Here is a 14,775-nt window from a genome sequence, read left to right on the forward strand (position 1 = left end):
ACTTATTGATATGGAACGGATTGTTTTGGAAGTAAATGACGAGTTGGCCCGTGCATGGCGCATGGCACCCCGGCAGTTTAGGGAACGACTTGAAAAGGATCTTGAAAGCGAGATTTTAGAGAAAATACGTCAGGCCGAACGGGAAAACTTCTTTCAACTTCTGCAAGAAGTACGGGAGGAGGCTCGGCAGAATGGACTCACACACGATAAACTTGAAAGTCTTCTGAATGACGATTAGCAGATTCATTTTTGACACAAACACCTTAATTAGTGCATTCCTGCTCGAAGGTGGCACTACCAGTCTTGCGCTCACCAAGGCGATGAATATAGGGAAAGTGATAACAACTCAGGTAATAAAGAGAGAGTTGGCCGATGTTTTTCTGAGAAGCAAATTCGATAAATACGTTTCCTTTGAAAAGCGTGTTCATGTCTTGGGTTTTTTAGACGAGCAATTCGAAATGTGGCCAGAACCCGAAGAGAGAGTTGAAATATGCCGAGATCCGAAGGACAATAAGTTCTTGGAACTGGCTGCACTGGGCAATGCGGTTTGTATTATTACAGGGGATGAGGATCTATTGGTATTAAATCCTTTTAGAAACACTACTATTTTGAATTCAAGGGATTTTTTGACACACTTTTAAACATTCAACCAAAATGAAAAAACTCCTTTCAATACTCTGCTTGATATTAACAGTAACCTTCGCAAATGCTCAAAGCAACTTCGGGAAGCAGATTGATGATAAAAAAGCGATTGCGGCGACAGCCCTTCCGGCGACGATGGGCGATAAAAACGCAATGCAAGCGAAAGTAACGGGTACCGTCGAGTCGGTTTGCCAGGCAAAGGGATGCTGGATGAAGGTTAACCTGGATAATGGCGAGACAATGCGCGTTGTATTTAAGGATTACGCGTTTTTTGTGCCAAAAGACATAACCGGCAAAACGGTGGTTTTCGAAGGGGAAGCGAAGAAGACGACCGTGCCTGTCGAGCATTTGAAGCATTATGCCCAGGATGCCGGCCAAAGCAAAGAAGAAATAGCGAAAATCACCGAGCCAAAGGACGAGCTGACGTTTGTCGCCGACGGCGTTATCGTGAAATAATCACTTCCCAAACGGGAGAAACGGGACAACGGACACTTTTGTAGCGATACATCGGTGTCCGTTTCTCATTTTTATGCTTTTCAGATCTGTTTCAAGTTTGTGCCTGGGCCTGTTGCTGAGTGTCCAGGTTTTAGCACAGAATAGCCAGTATGTTTGGTGGAATCCACAATCCGCACCTTTTCCTGTCGTCGAAGGGCAAGCATGGCCTAAGGAGCTGAAAAATGCGTACGACCGTCTGCCGGCGCGTGCCGAAAAGCAGGTACGGGATGTGGTATGGAATCTGTCCAATCAGTCGGCCGGGTTAATGATCCGGTTTCGCGCCAATTCTTCCGAAATCAAAATCCGTTACGCGGTGGGAGGCAAGCATGCACTCCCGCACATGCCCGCGACGGGTGTGAGCGGTGTTGACCTGTACGCGGTAAGCAGTGATGGCGAATGGCGCTGGTGTGCCGGAAAATATGCATTTGGAGATACGATTACCTACGATTTCAGAAATCTGTCCCCAAACGATAATTACCATAAACACGGCAGGGAGTACCGCTTGTTCCTTCCGCTTTACAATAGTGTCAAATGGCTGGAAATAGGCACACCCGAGGGAACCGGGTTCATACCGCTCGCTGTGCGGCCCGACAAGCCGATCGTCATTTATGGTACGTCTATCGCGCAAGGGGCCTGTGCATCCCGGCCTGGAATGGCCTGGACGTCGATATTAAGCCGGAAAATGGACCGGCCACTGATTAACCTCGGTTTTTCGGGAAATGGGAGACTGGAACAAGAGGTGGTAGACCTGGTAGGGGAGATCGACGCGAAAGTTTATGTGCTGGATTGTCTTCCCAATCTCACAATAAGGCCGGATTCGAAACTTGGGCTTACGACCGAAGAGATCAAGAAAAGAGTGATCAACACCGTGGCCGCATTGCGCCAGAAGCGGCCGGATGTCCCCATCGCCCTCGCCGAGCATGCAGGTTATACGGACGAGGACATTAACCCGCAAAGCAAGCATTATTATGTTGAAGTAAATGAAATCCTGAGAGATGCTTTCGCGGCATTGAAGTCGCAGGGGTTTCAGAATATTTACCTGATCCCGAAAGAGGATTTCGGACAAACCTACGAATCGACGGTAGACGGAACACATCCTACCGACCTAGGAATGCTGCAGTATGCCGATGGTTATGAAAAGCATTTGAGAAAGATCCTGCACGAGCCTTCCGGCGAGTATTCGACGACCCGTCCGATAATCCAAATGCGCGAACTGCACAATTATGATTGGGAGAAAAGGCATTCGGAAATACTGGAACTGAATCGCAAAATATCGCCTGCGATAGTGGTGATCGGTAACTCGATCACGCATTTCTGGGGAGGAATGCCAAAAGGACCGAGGGCGGTAGGTGAGCCGTCATGGGCCAGTACTTTCGGAAAAAATTCGGTCAATATGGGCTATGGCTGGGACCGCATTGAGAATGTACTTTGGCGCGTTTACCATGGTGAACTCGATGGTTTCAAAGCGAAGCAGATCTTCGTCAATATTGGGACCAACAACCTGAGTTTAAACAGTGATGAAGAGATTGCAGCGGGCTGGAAATTGTTGATCGAGGCGATCAAATACCGCCAGCCACAGGCGCAGATCGTGATGATGGGCATTTATCCACGCCGCCAGCAAGAGGAACGCGTAGCTGGATTGAATGAAAAACTGGTACAAATTACCGGTGAAACTGATGTAATGTTTGTAAACCCCGGGAAAGTGTTCCTGAAATCCGATGGTAAAATCGACGAATCGCTGTTTTCGGATGGTCTGCACCCTAATGAAAAGGGTTACAGACTGCTGGGCGATGCGATCAAGCCTTATGTGAAATAGCAATCAAAGTACAATTCCGATCCCAAAAAGGATCACAAAAAGCAGGGTCGAAAGCGCCATTTGTTTCAGGTAGGGATCCAGTTCGCTGGCTTTGGTAAGGCGGGAAATCGCAAGACCGTTTTTTACAAACAGCGGGAAACTCAGAAAGAATATGAGGCTGGTGTAGCTCGAAAAATGCTGGGCCGTGTAAACGGTTACACAAAGCATTCCGATCAGCAGAATACACCAGTGGTAAACGATCGCTTTTTCGCGGCCGATACGTACCGGAATTGAATTTTTGCCCGTAGCGCGGTCGGAATCGATGTCGCGTATGTTGTTGATATTCAATACGCCCACTGCGAATAGGCCACAGCTTGTTGCGGGAAGGAGCAAGCCCCAGTTCCAGACGTGGGTATGCAAAAAGTTACTCCCGAGTACGCCCACCCAACCGAAAAAGATCAGTACGGAGAGGTCGCCTAGACCTACATACCCATAAGGCCGTTTGCCGGCAGTATAGGTAATGGCGGCTATAATACACGCAATACCGATTCCGAGAAATACCCAGAAGGTATTGGCAGGTGCGCCTTTTAGTGCAATCGTCAGCAATGTGATGCCGGAGATTAATGCGAGTACCGAAAAAATAATGATCGCGCGAAGCATTTTCGCAGCAGTAATGTGCCCTGAATGCACGGCTCTGCGCGGCCCCTCGCGCAGCTCGGTGTCCTTACCATTCACCGCATCGCCATAATCGTTGGCAAAATTGGAAAGCACTTGCAGAAGAATGGTCGTCAATACGCTCAAACCTGCTACCGGCCAGCTGAATTGCCCCGAGGCAGCAGCCAGGAAACAACCCATTAAAATACATGAAAGTGCAAGAGGTAATGTGCGGGGACGTGCGGCTTCAATCCAGGGATTCATCGGACGTAATGATGTGTTGGTAGAAAAAGCCGGAGGCCGCATTCAGCATGCGGCCTCCGGCTGTGGTATGCTTAAATTCCTACTGCCTGTGTAAACTCAGCATCGGTAGGTAGTACTTTCGAGGCGAAGAAGTTGGTCAGTTCGCCTTTTTCGTTGATGACATATTTGCAAAAGTTCCAGGTAGGTACTTTGTCGTTCCAGCCATTCAGGTCTTTGTTGCTCAGCCATTTGTAGATGGGAGCCTGGTCATCGCCGAGTACCGATACTTTTTCAAACATCGGGAATGTCACCCCGTAAGTCGCAGAGCAGAAAGTAGCGATCTCATCGCTGGTACCCGGCTCCTGGCCGCCGAAGTTGTTGGCAGGGAAGCCCAGCACCACCACTTTGTCGCCGTGCTCTTTGTAGAATTTCTCCCAGTCGGCATACTGCTTCGTATACCCGCATTTGGAAGCCACATTCAGGATCACCACTTTTTTGCCTTTGTATTTGCTGAGACCAACGGTTTTGCCACCTACGAGCGATTTTACCTTGAAATCATAAAGCGTTTGTTTTGCAACAGGAGCATTCTCCGGACGGCTCGCTATTTCGGATTTGTCGACGAAAAGGCCGGTAATCAATGAAGTAATCATAATGAAAAGTGTCTTAATAAGGCTCATCGTAGTTTTGGTTATGGTTAGTACATATATGAATAAAACGGAAGGCACACGTTTGAGTTGTTGTTACCATATCCAAAACGCACCGATCAGCAGATTTTGGTAACTATTTTCCTACATTCTCTCGGGAACATCTATGCCCAATAACCCCAAAGCCTTGCGAATCGTTTCCGCAACAGCGCCTGATAATGCAACGCGCAATTTTACCGCTTCCGGATTCGGATCGGAGAAGATCGAAACCTCCGCGTAGAACTGATTATAAACCTTCGCAAGGTCGAATGCATATTGGGAAATGAGGGAGGGGGCAAACTCATTGGCGGCTGCCAGGACCTTCACAGGATATTGCGACAATGCGAATACCAGCTCGCGCTCTGCCTGGTGCATAATATAGCTATCGCCCGGAATTTCCGCAGGTATACCCGCCTGCTCGCCCTTGCGCATGATCGAGCGGATACGTGCGTAGGTGTACTGGATGAATGGGCCTGTATGTCCCTGGAAATCAATTGATTCTTCGGGATTGAACAGCATTCGTTTCTTCGGATCTACTTTCAAAAGGAAGTACTTTAATGCGCCCAATGCCAGCTGGTTGTAAAGCTGTTTGGCTTCTTCGCTGTTGAAATCGTCAATTTTGCCCAACTCCTGTGTGCGTGCGGCGGCAGTTTGCACCATCTGGCCCACGAGGTCGTCGGCATCGACAACGGTACCTTCGCGCGACTTCATTTTACCGGACGGCAAATCCACCATTCCGTAGCTGATGTGGTAGCAGCCGTCGGCATAAGTGCGGCCGAGGCGTTTCAGGATCGCGAAAAGGACTTTGAAATGGTAGTCCTGCTCATTACCCACTACCCACAGATAACGGTCGTTGCCGAAATCGCTGTTTTTCAGTTCGGTTGTACCGAGGTCCTGCGTGATGTAAACGGATGTGCCGTCGCCGCGGAGTACGAGCTTTTCGTCGAGGCCCTCTTCAGTGAGGTCGATCCAGACGGAGTTGTCCGCTTTCTTGAAGAATACGCCTTTCCGGAGTCCTTCTTCGATAATATCTTTACCCAGCAGGTAAGTATTTGATTCATAATAGGTTTTGTCGAAACTCACGCCGATTTTGTTGTAAGTTTGCGCAAAGCCTTCGTAAACCCAATTGTTCATTTTCTGCCAGAGCGCTACCGTTTCGGGGTCGTTATTTTCCCAAAGCAGCAGCAATCTCTGCGCTTCCAGTATCCACGGCGCCTTTTTAGCCGCTTCTTCCTCGCTCAATCCTTCGTCGACAAGCGCCTTGATCTGCTTTTTGTATTCTACATCAAACAAAACATAATACTTGCCTGCCAGGTGATCGCCTTTGATGCCGCTGGATTCGGGGGTTTCGCCATTGCCCAACTCACGGTAGGCCAGCATCGACTTACAAATGTGGATGCCGCGGTCGTTGACGAGGCATGTTTTCTCCACATCATAACCACTCGCTTTCAGGATTTTTGATAGCGAGTCGCCCAGGAAATTGTTACGTAAGTGGCCGAGGTGAAGGGGTTTGTTCGTGTTAGGGGAAGAAAATTCCACCATTACCGACTTCCCGTTCGAGGGGAATGTACCAAATTTTTCGTCGGTAAAAATCTTGTTGAACAGGTCGAGCCAGGTGCTGTCTTTGAGACTGATATTCAGGAAGCCCTGCACGACATTGAAGCCCGCAACGACCGATGATGAGGCAATGAGCTCGTCTCCGATGATCTGGCCGATTTCGGCTGGTGCCTTTCGAGCCGCTTTCGTCAAGGGAAAAGTGACAAATGTGTAAAATCCCTCAAATTCTTTCTTGGTAGGTTGCAGAAGGATTTCCTGGGTGTCCAGCTGGAAATGTTTTTGGACCGCTTTTTGAATATCTTCCTTGAGTATTGCTTCAATTGTCATGAAAAATAGGGTATTCCGGAAACGCTTTCTCGTTTTAAAAGATACATTCCCGCAAGTTTTTATTTAAGTGAAATTATTTCTAATATTAATAGCAATGTAAAGCCTGGCAGGATGCAAAATTAGGCTAATTATTGATCTGTGTCACACCCCAGAAGGAAGAAGTTATGCATAACCGTTCCATAAATTATTTCGGGTTGAAATTAATGCTCTTACTGCTCTTTGCGCCGATATGGGGTGCCTGGGCGCAGTTGCAGCAATCCGACCGCCTCGAAATCCCCACCAGCTCATCTTCTTCCGAGCAATTCGAGGTTTTCAGTCTGGGCGATCGGGGCATTTTATCGGTGATCAGGGGCAATGAGTTTTCTAACCGTAACGAGCAATGGGAGTTTGTAAAATATGATACGACGCTGAAAGCACTTTGGCGGACTTCCTACAAGCTCGACTTCCGCTACATTCCGGTAATGGCTTACAAGGGCGATGAAAGCGGTTACTGGTTGTTTGCCGAACCGGATACCGACAAGTTTCTGTTTCTGCAGCTGAATTTCAACGACGGCTCGATCGATACCTATAAAGGCAACCTGCTTTCAGGGGTCGATGTGCAGCATTTCAAGGTGATCGGCAGCAAAGCGCTGGTTTCCGGTTATTACCGCTCTCGGCCGATCGTGATCGTACACTCGTTTTTCGACCACACCACCCGCGTATTGCCAGGGCTATTTGAAAAGAATACCGAACTGAACAATGTCGATATTAATGAGATCGACGGATACATCAATGTGATTACTTATGCTTACCGTAAAAAAAATTGCGTTTTTGAAATAAAAACTTACAATTACGACGGTAAGCTCCTGAAAAAGACGACACTGAGCGACCCGCGTTACAGTTTCATCTCGGGGCAGATCGTCCCGCTCAATGCCGACGATTCTTACCTGATCGGCAACTATTCGGTGGGTTGCACGCAATACTCGCAGGGACTTTATGTTACCCACATTTCGGACGACACGCCCGAGGAGCCGCAGTTTATCGAGTTTTCCGAGTTGCAGAATTTCTTCAATTATATGAAACCCAAGCGACGTGCACGGGTGCTCGAAAAAATTGGGAAGCGGAAAAGCCTGGGTAAGGAAAACCGGTTCCGATACCGGTTACTGGTGCATCAGCTGATCCAGACGGAGAAAGAGATTGTGCTGGTCGCAGAGGTGTATTATCCCAATCAGCGATCCACCAGTCCGATCATTTCAGGCGGGATCTCCCGCCCGTATGTAGCGCGCGCACTCGAAGGCTACCGTTACACACATGCCATTGTATGCGGGTTCGACCGCAGCGGCAAACTTATGTGGGATAACACCATTACCATTAAAGATCTTACGAGCTTCGACTTGCAGGAAATGGTGCAGGTAACTCCTGTCGATGACTATTTTGTTCTGGCTTATCCTCAGGAAGGCGAGATCCACACCGAGGTGATCAGCCGCAATAAAGTCGTGGTTGAAACGGAGAAGTTTAAAATCAACCCGAAATCCGAGAAGGAAAAGGTGCTGAACAATGAAGATGGCTACTTGTCGCCCTGGTACGGCCAATATTTCCTTGCCTACGGCATGCAGCGGATCGGCACCTCGTCGATCGCGCAGGGGCGAGAGGTGTTCTATGTCAATAAGCTGACTTACAAAACGGACGAAATCGGGAAGATAGAGGCCAAAGAAGCAGCTTCCAGGCCCGGGCAGCAACCATAAACCTGGCTAGTCGCGGACGGCTAGTCGACGAGCCAGATATGGTCGGCGTCGAAACCCTGCTCTTTCCATTCCACCTGAACACGTTGTGTTTCCACCGTGCTGACCTGCATTCCCACGTAATCCGGGTCAATGGGCAGCTCGCGGTTATAGCGTCGGTCGATGAGTACAAGCAATTCCACTACTTTCGGGCGGCCGAATGCCGTCATAGCGTCGAGCGCGGCCCGCACCATGCGTCCGCTGGCCAGCACGTCGTCAATCAGGATCACCTTTTTGCCTTCGATCAGGAAAGGTACATTGGTTTTGTTCGGCACGAGCGGGGACTCGCGGCGACGGAAATCGTCACGATAGAACGTAGCATCCAGGTGCCCCAGCAGAATGTTCTGTCCGGTTTTTTCGCGGAGCTCCTTCACAATGCGTTCGGCAAAGTGGATCCCCCTGGGCTGCAAACCCATGACGACCGTGTTCGAAAAATCCTGGTGATTCTCAATCAGTTGCTGGCATAGCCGGCTGATCATTATTTCCAGAAGGGGGCTGCTAAGTACTAATCGTTTTTGGGGTATCATGAAATTTCCCTGAATTTTAGCCTAAATTAAAGTGCTCTTAGACGAAATTAAAACTTTTATTCAATGAAATATCTGATTGCCGGGCTGGGAAATATCGGTCCGGAGTATGCTTTTACCAGACACAACGCCGGTTTTATGGTGCTCGATCGCCTTGCTGCCCAGCACGGCTTCACGTTTTCTTTTGAAAAACTAGCCTTTGTGGCCGAGTGGAAGTATAAGGGCAGGCACATTTATTTTATAAAGCCTACCACCTATATGAACCTGAGCGGAAAGTCGATCCGGTATTACATGGACCAGTACAAAGTGGCGACCGAAAACACGTTAACCATTGTGGATGAGCTGCAATTGCCGTTCGGTACGTTGCGGATCAAGCCCAAAGGTAGTCATGGCGGGCACAATGGCCTGAAGAATATTGAGGAATTACTGGGCACCACGGAGTACCCCAAACTACGTTTCGGAATCGGAAATAATTTTCCGCGTGGCAGGCAAGTAGATTACGTACTTAAACCATTTTCCAATGAGGAAATGGCGGAGCTGCCCATCATTTTGGATAAAGCCGGCGATATGGTTACATCGTTTTGTACTTTGGGAATACAATCGACAATGAACAATTATAACCAATGATTGTACTTTTTAAAGAAAATATAAATATTTCAAGAATTGTATTTATTTGGTTTTTGGCTTAAATTTTGAAATTAAATAAAAGTCAATCGCTGATCGTTAGTATAAAATAAGTTTTAAAGTGTTGAAATTGCCATAAAATTCCAAATAAAATTTTGATAAGCGATTTTATGTCAATTTGTAATTTCAAAATTAATGTGGACATTTGTAGTGCAATAGGGCGCCAGTGAAATTGAATAAATCCATGACGCTGAATTGAAATACTGTTATCTTTGTATTATAATGGAATTTCAGGGTTGCAAGGCGGCAAATTAAGTGTGCCGGAAGCGTTTAAAAAAGACGAAACAGCAAGATTTCGTCAGATCTGGAGAATAATTGACAGCGTATATTGGTTAAGTTCTCCGAATTTTGTAAAGAAGAAAAATTGGAGTATTATTGGTACTATTCTTACTTTACAAATACAATGAAACGATCAGGCGTTCTGATGCGTTAAATGCATAGGAAAGACAGCTTTAAAGCTAGAAAATATATAAGATAAGAAAAGGTTAAGGGTTTAGGAATAGTCAGTATAAAGCCATCTCCATGAGATGGCTTTATCTTTTTATCTGCTCAGCCCATACTTCCACGCGCCTGTTCGATCTTTTCGTCGTCTCTGTCTGATTGACTATTTTCGGTTGTGCCGATCCATAGCCCGATCCCTCAATGCGATCCGCGATAATGCCTTTGCCGATCAGGTATGCCTTTACCGTCTCTACCCGTTTGTTGGAAAGTTCCAGGTTTTTCTCAAAGCTTCCGGTATTGTCGGTATGGCCTTTCAATACCAGCCGCAAATCCTGCCGTTTCTGAAAATAGGTCACGATCGAGTCCAGATCGGCGAGGGCGCTGTCTTCCAGCACCTCGGTACCCTGATTGAAATACAGCGTTGAAAGCGGCGTTGAATGCGTTTCAGGGACCATGTTCATCAATGCTTTGATTTCTTCGAAGCGATTATTGGTGCGGACCACCACGTTCTTCATCTGAAATCCATCTGCCTGAGCTGTAATGCGGTAAGTTTCGTGCGGCGGTAGTTCCACATTATAAACGCCGTCCACGGTTTTGGTATGGGCAACGAGGGAATCATTGGCCGTTTTGCGCACATGCACCTCCGCGTCATTTACCGGTTGCAGGTTGCGTCCGTCGTAAACCCTCCCTGTAACCAACGCGAGATTTTTATTCCGGGCCGGTTCGGGTTTGTGTTCTATCGGTTTCGGTTCTTCCCTGGGCTCCTCCTTTTTGGCGACGGGTTCTTTAAACGTCTTAGCGATCGTCTGATAGCTCCGGCGCACAAAAACTGGCGTCATCACGCGGTCGTAAATGCGTATCAAAGCGACGGTGCCCGAGCTCGATTCGTTGCCTGCAATGAGGTCGTCCTGGAACAAATTCAGCACCTGGTCGGCGTCGAGAACGCCTTCGGTGCCAGGGTCTTTAAACTCCACTTTGGAAAGCCCGTTGATGTACATTTTAATGGTTTTCGTCTCATGGTCGCGCGAATACACATAATGCACATACTGTTTTGCCCGTACGGGGGCTTTTTCACTCACGGCGAAATCATAGAAATTGAGCTTGCCATTGTAAATGTAGGTGCCGTAGTCGCTTTTGCGGTTCTTGAAATCGATCACACGCTTCCAGCTATCGAGCTCATCGAGTTTGAAATAGATCTCGACAGTAAATGACTTGTTCAGAAAACCCTTCGTTTCGGCGTTGTTGAATTGCAGTCCGCTGTTTTTCTCAAAAACATAGATCGAGCGGGAGAGGTAATCGGAACCGGGAATTTGTTCCTTGATGATCTGCCCGGATTGCCCGAGGGGTTTCAGTGCCGGCCCGCCGCTTTCAATAGGCAGGAAGCCGTTATTGAAATCATAAGTCCACTGGTTCTGGGCATGAACTCGCAGCGCCGCGGCACAAAGCAGGACAATCAGCACGGCCCGCAGCGCATTTATTTTATTAATCATACCCAAAAATATAAAAAGTGGGGGCGGAAGCAGTAGTACAACTTGTAATTTTGGGCTGTTATTATTTTTGCTTGTGAAAAACATCGGTATCGGTCTTCTCTTTTCCATTCTATGGTCGTCGGCATCCGTAGCAACGAAGTTCGGCGTGCAATCGACGGCCCCCTTGATACTGGCAAACGTTCGGTTCTTTATAGCTGGTATTTTGTTGCTGTCTTTTTCGTACGTATTCGTCAAAGATAAAGCCTATCGGCTACCAACGAAAAAGGAATGGCAGCAACTGGCGCTGTTCGGTTTCCTGAATACAACGCTCTACCTGGGCCTGTACGTGTACGCGATGAAGTATACCGCAGCCGGCATCGGGAGTCTGGCGGTGTCCACCAACCCGTTGATCATCGTACTGCTGTCGTCCTGGTGGTTGAAAAGAAAGCCCAAAGCGGAAGAATGGACTGGGATAATCCTCGGAATGGGGGGCGTGGCCGTCGCAACTTATCCGCTGCTCGCCGATAGTTACACAACAATCGGAGGTATTACACTGTTGATTGTCAGTATGGTAACCGTTTCCGCGGCCAGTGTCTATTATGCGACAGTCAAATGGGAGCTGCCGAATCTGCTTATCAATGGTTGGCAGGTTTGTCTGGGCGGTGTTTTCCTGCTGCCGGCAACATGGCTGTTTGCGGATTACAGCACGACCAAACTAGACCTTGTTTTCTGGGGTTCGGTGCTGTGGCTAAGCCTTGCCGTTTCGATTGTAGGATTGATCTGTTGGTTTTACCTGCTCCGGATTGATACCGTAAAGGCGTCATTGTGGCTCTTTCTCTGTCCGCTGTTCGGATTTTTCTTTGCCTGGTGGCTCATGGGTGAGCCCGTGACGATTTATACCGTTTTCGGGACGGTACTGGTGGTGGCAGGCCTCTATGCCGGGCAGCGTGCAAAATTAGCTGGCAAAAAGGGCACCTGACCGGGACCCGCCTCTACAATGCCTAGTCTACCAGGATTTCACCTTTGAGGTACAACTTCGCCTGCCCGCCGATGTAAACGCGGTCGCCATCCAGTTCGCATTTCAGGAATCCGCCACGCCGTGAGAGCTGGCGCGCATTCAATTGCGTCTTGGAGAGTTTCCCGGCCCAGTAGGGAATGAGTGTCGTGTGCGCGGAGCCCGTCACCGGATCTTCATCGATGCCGGATTGCGGCGCGAAAAAGCGGGAGACAAAATCCACATCGTTGCCCGCCGCTGTGACGATCACGCCACGGGCAGGTATGGTAGAGAGAATGATAATGTCAAGATCGAGATTTTGCACTTCCTCTTCCGATTCCAGTACAACCAGGTAGTCGGTCTTACCCTTGTAAACTTCCAGAAGCGTCGTGTTTTTCAGGCTTTCAACGAGTCCCGGAGGTGGTACGGCGATGTGGTATTGGTCGACGGGAAAGTTCAGCGTAAGCCAATCTTCCTTGCAGTCGACATTGAGTACACCGCTTCTGGATTCGAAGCTGATCGACTGCCCTTCATAATTCTGAATATTGAAGATCACATAAGCCGCTGCGAGCGTTGCGTGGCCGCAGAGATCCACTTCCACCATCGGTGTAAACCAGCGGATATGGAAACCATTTTCTGTCGGGACGTAGAAAGCGGTTTCAGCGAGGTTGTTTTCGGCGGCGATGGCGAGCATCGTTTCCTCGGGCAGCCATTGTTCCAAAGGAACTACCGCCGCAGGGTTTCCACCAAACAACTTGTCGGTAAAAGCATCGATTTGGTATATAGGAAGTTTCATGAAGTCAAATGGGCTTGGTAACGGCAAGGTATTAAAAATATCTGCTATGGGGTGCTTTTCTTATCAATTTTTAATATAATATATTGGAAACAGATAAAAAATCAAAACATATTGGATTCTTAGTTTTACTATCGTTTTCTGTTTTTCATGCGAAGATACACGCCGTTCGTCCATCCGAAGCCTTCCTGGATTTCGTATTCGCCTCCTCCGGCGATCAGGTTCGTATCGGACACGTTGTACTTTTCGAGCATCTTTCCCGAATGCCTGAACTCTTTCTCGATCAAGCCCAGCCATTCGTCGCTCAGCTCATTCGCGGTCCTGTGGAAATTGTAATTTCTTAACCCTTTGTAAACGATCCATTGCAGCGGGGCCCAGCCATTGGGTGCGTCCCATTGCTGACCGGTGCGTACCATAGTGGTTAGCAGCCCGCCTGATTTCAGAAAGTTCAGGCGGATGTACGCCCGCATATAATGCGAGTGGGGTTTGGGGGCGAGCCTGAAAAAGAGGGGAAATGCGCCCGCAATGGTGATGGCTTTCGTAAAATCCCTTTTCCTGAAATCATAATCCATATAATAATGTTTCGATTCGTCCCAGAAATAGGTTTGAATGGCGATATTCCGTTGCCTGGCCTTTTCCTCGTAAAGCAAATGCAACCGCCGGTTATCAGATAACAAATAGGCTTCCGCAATGGCTTTTTCCAGATGGTACAGCAGGCAATTCAGATCTACCGGCAAGATGTCGGTGGTGTGGATGGAGGTAAAATCGGTTTCGTCGGCAAACCAGCGGCTGCTGAAATCCCAGCCCGATTCGGCGGCGGCGCGGATGTGGCGGAAAAGTTCATCGGGTGCGGTGCCGTGTTTTTCGCTGGCCTCATGAGCCAACTCCATGTCTTCGCTGTACGATTCGGGGCGTGGCGTGGCCTTGTCGTCCCAGTAGCGATTCAACAGCGCGCCGCCGGGCAAATACACCAGGCGGCGGTGCGCTGTAAAAGGTTCGCAAGGCTCCTGGCAGCCATCCATCCAGTAATCATATTCCCTTTGCATTTGAGGCAGGTATTTTTTCAAAACCTTTTTGCCTTCCATTTCGCTGAACAGTCTCACCATCAATGAAAAAAACGGCGGCTGTGACCGGCTGAGATAGTAAGTCCTGTTGGCAGTAGGTATGAAACCCAGCGTATCGACCAGATAGGCGAAATTATTGAGCATGTTTTCTATCAGCTCCGCGCGCCCCGACTCTTTGAGTCCCAGCATCGTAAAATAGCTATCCCAGTAATAAATCTCCCGGAAACGCCCGCCGGGTACCACATAGGGATGGGGCAGAGGTATGAGCGATCCTCCCCGTTCCTGGTTCTCGGGCTGGCGCGTGAGCACCGACCATAGCCTGCCTATGTGCTCGGAAACAGCCTCATTTTTGTCGGAAATGAATTCTGAAGCAATATGCCCTGGCATTCTGAAATACTCCCGGATAAAAGTTTCTATGTTGAAGTCGGGGGCGTCTTTCTCCTGGTGGTACCGTTCGATGATCAGCACCGGATCTTCCAGTGGGATGGCGTCGGCGAATGTTTTGGAATCGGAGAAAATGCGGCTGCACTGCACATCACGGAATAGTGTTCCGTACAACTCTTCGGGAGAGATGTGAGGTTGGCCGTAAGTGAATGAAGGAGCAACAAAACCGTACAAAACGAACTGATTTAAAGGGTTTACTAACTGGA

At 48.5% G+C, this 14,775-nt stretch carries 14 protein-coding genes; 7 read left to right on the forward strand and 7 right to left on the reverse strand.

What is annotated here, in order from left to right; translation table 11 throughout:
• Nucleotides 1-10 precede the first annotated feature (10 nt).
• From AAHB90_RS02025 to AAHB90_RS02040, 4 genes are all read left to right on the forward strand, one after another.
• The gene (locus AAHB90_RS02025; RefSeq protein ID WP_342083233.1) at nucleotides 11-238 is read left to right on the forward strand and encodes a hypothetical protein; all 228 of its coding nucleotides are present in this window, start codon (nucleotides 11-13) and stop codon (nucleotides 236-238) included.
• Nucleotides 228-641, forward strand: a complete 414-nt coding sequence (locus AAHB90_RS02030; protein WP_342083234.1) for a putative toxin-antitoxin system toxin component, PIN family — start codon at nucleotides 228-230, stop codon at nucleotides 639-641. The genes AAHB90_RS02025 and AAHB90_RS02030 overlap by 11 nt, the downstream gene beginning before the upstream one ends.
• 13 nt (nucleotides 642-654) lie before the next feature.
• Entirely contained in the window at nucleotides 655-1,098 is a 444-nt protein-coding gene (locus AAHB90_RS02035; RefSeq protein ID WP_342083235.1) for a DUF4920 domain-containing protein, read from the forward strand.
• Nucleotides 1,099-1,171: 73 nt separating this feature from the next.
• Nucleotides 1,172-2,953, forward strand: a complete 1,782-nt coding sequence (locus AAHB90_RS02040; RefSeq protein WP_342083236.1) for an SGNH/GDSL hydrolase family protein — start codon at nucleotides 1,172-1,174, stop codon at nucleotides 2,951-2,953.
• A gap of 3 nt (nucleotides 2,954-2,956) precedes the next feature.
• On the opposite strand, the gene AAHB90_RS02045 is transcribed toward AAHB90_RS02040, so the two are convergent.
• From AAHB90_RS02045 to argS, 3 genes are all read right to left on the reverse strand, one after another.
• Nucleotides 2,957-3,850 carry a 1,4-dihydroxy-2-naphthoate polyprenyltransferase gene (locus AAHB90_RS02045; protein ID WP_342083237.1) on the reverse strand — a complete coding sequence of 298 codons (894 nt, stop codon included), beginning with the start codon at nucleotides 3,848-3,850 and terminating at the stop codon, nucleotides 2,957-2,959.
• A gap of 71 nt (nucleotides 3,851-3,921) precedes the next feature.
• Nucleotides 3,922-4,479, reverse strand: a complete 558-nt coding sequence (locus AAHB90_RS02050) for a glutathione peroxidase (protein ID WP_342083238.1) — start codon at nucleotides 4,477-4,479, stop codon at nucleotides 3,922-3,924.
• 138 nt (nucleotides 4,480-4,617) lie between these two features.
• Entirely contained in the window at nucleotides 4,618-6,396 is a 1,779-nt protein-coding gene (gene argS / locus AAHB90_RS02055) for an arginine--tRNA ligase (RefSeq protein ID WP_342083239.1), read from the reverse strand.
• Between the two features lie 203 nt (nucleotides 6,397-6,599).
• Between argS and AAHB90_RS02060 the strand changes: the two genes are divergently transcribed.
• Complete coding sequence (locus AAHB90_RS02060; RefSeq protein ID WP_342083240.1) at nucleotides 6,600-8,120, forward strand: hypothetical protein; 1,521 nt, start codon at nucleotides 6,600-6,602, stop codon at nucleotides 8,118-8,120.
• A gap of 20 nt (nucleotides 8,121-8,140) precedes the next feature.
• Here the strand turns inward: AAHB90_RS02060 and pyrR are convergent, their stop codons facing one another.
• The gene (gene pyrR, locus AAHB90_RS02065; protein WP_342083241.1) at nucleotides 8,141-8,683 is read right to left on the reverse strand and encodes a bifunctional pyr operon transcriptional regulator/uracil phosphoribosyltransferase PyrR; all 543 of its coding nucleotides are present in this window, start codon (nucleotides 8,681-8,683) and stop codon (nucleotides 8,141-8,143) included.
• 63 nt (nucleotides 8,684-8,746) lie between these two features.
• On the opposite strand from pyrR, the gene pth reads away from it, so the two are divergent.
• A complete protein-coding gene (gene pth / locus AAHB90_RS02070; RefSeq protein WP_342083242.1) occupies nucleotides 8,747-9,307 on the forward strand; it encodes an aminoacyl-tRNA hydrolase in 561 nt (186 codons plus the stop codon).
• 590 nt (nucleotides 9,308-9,897) lie between these two features.
• Here pth and AAHB90_RS02075 read toward each other — a convergent pair.
• Nucleotides 9,898-11,295: an OmpA family protein gene (locus AAHB90_RS02075; protein WP_342083243.1), complete on the reverse strand. Its 1,398-nt coding sequence runs from the start codon at nucleotides 11,293-11,295 to the stop codon at nucleotides 9,898-9,900.
• 73 nt (nucleotides 11,296-11,368) lie between these two features.
• On the opposite strand from AAHB90_RS02075, the gene AAHB90_RS02080 reads away from it, so the two are divergent.
• Entirely contained in the window at nucleotides 11,369-12,253 is an 885-nt protein-coding gene (locus AAHB90_RS02080) for a DMT family transporter (protein WP_342083244.1), read from the forward strand.
• Between the two features lie 22 nt (nucleotides 12,254-12,275).
• On the opposite strand, the gene AAHB90_RS02085 is transcribed toward AAHB90_RS02080, so the two are convergent.
• Together AAHB90_RS02085 and treF are read right to left on the reverse strand one after the other, a co-directional pair.
• Complete coding sequence (locus AAHB90_RS02085) at nucleotides 12,276-13,064, reverse strand: PhzF family phenazine biosynthesis protein (RefSeq protein WP_342083245.1); 789 nt, start codon at nucleotides 13,062-13,064, stop codon at nucleotides 12,276-12,278.
• 128 nt (nucleotides 13,065-13,192) lie between these two features.
• Complete coding sequence (gene treF, locus AAHB90_RS02090; protein WP_342083246.1) at nucleotides 13,193-14,743, reverse strand: alpha,alpha-trehalase TreF; 1,551 nt, start codon at nucleotides 14,741-14,743, stop codon at nucleotides 13,193-13,195.
• Nucleotides 14,744-14,775: the final 32 nt, after the last annotated feature.

The sequence above is a fragment of the Dyadobacter sp. OTU695 genome (assembly GCF_038440355.1).
GTDB lineage: Bacteria > Bacteroidota > Bacteroidia > Cytophagales > Spirosomataceae > Dyadobacter.

Excerpts from the sequence above, each read along its gene's own strand:
- AAHB90_RS02030 (WP_342083234.1), top strand. The coding sequence starts at position 228 with ATGACGATTAGCAGATTCATTTTTGACACAAACACCTTAATTAGTGCA.
- AAHB90_RS02025 (WP_342083233.1), top strand. The coding sequence starts at position 11 with ATGGAACGGATTGTTTTGGAAGTAAATGACGAGTTGGCCCGTGCATGG.
- AAHB90_RS02085 (WP_342083245.1), bottom strand. The coding sequence starts at position 13,064 with ATGAAACTTCCTATATACCAAATCGATGCTTTTACCGACAAGTTGTTT.
- AAHB90_RS02075 (WP_342083243.1), bottom strand. The coding sequence starts at position 11,295 with ATGATTAATAAAATAAATGCGCTGCGGGCCGTGCTGATTGTCCTGCTT.
- AAHB90_RS02040 (WP_342083236.1), top strand. The coding sequence starts at position 1,172 with ATGCTTTTCAGATCTGTTTCAAGTTTGTGCCTGGGCCTGTTGCTGAGT.
- AAHB90_RS02045 (WP_342083237.1), bottom strand. The coding sequence starts at position 3,850 with ATGAATCCCTGGATTGAAGCCGCACGTCCCCGCACATTACCTCTTGCA.
- pth (WP_342083242.1), top strand. The coding sequence starts at position 8,747 with ATGAAATATCTGATTGCCGGGCTGGGAAATATCGGTCCGGAGTATGCT.
- argS (WP_342083239.1), bottom strand. The coding sequence starts at position 6,396 with ATGACAATTGAAGCAATACTCAAGGAAGATATTCAAAAAGCGGTCCAA.
- AAHB90_RS02060 (WP_342083240.1), top strand. The coding sequence starts at position 6,600 with ATGCTCTTACTGCTCTTTGCGCCGATATGGGGTGCCTGGGCGCAGTTG.
- AAHB90_RS02035 (WP_342083235.1), top strand. The coding sequence starts at position 655 with ATGAAAAAACTCCTTTCAATACTCTGCTTGATATTAACAGTAACCTTC.
- AAHB90_RS02050 (WP_342083238.1), bottom strand. The coding sequence starts at position 4,479 with ATGATTACTTCATTGATTACCGGCCTTTTCGTCGACAAATCCGAAATA.
- pyrR (WP_342083241.1), bottom strand. The coding sequence starts at position 8,683 with ATGATACCCCAAAAACGATTAGTACTTAGCAGCCCCCTTCTGGAAATA.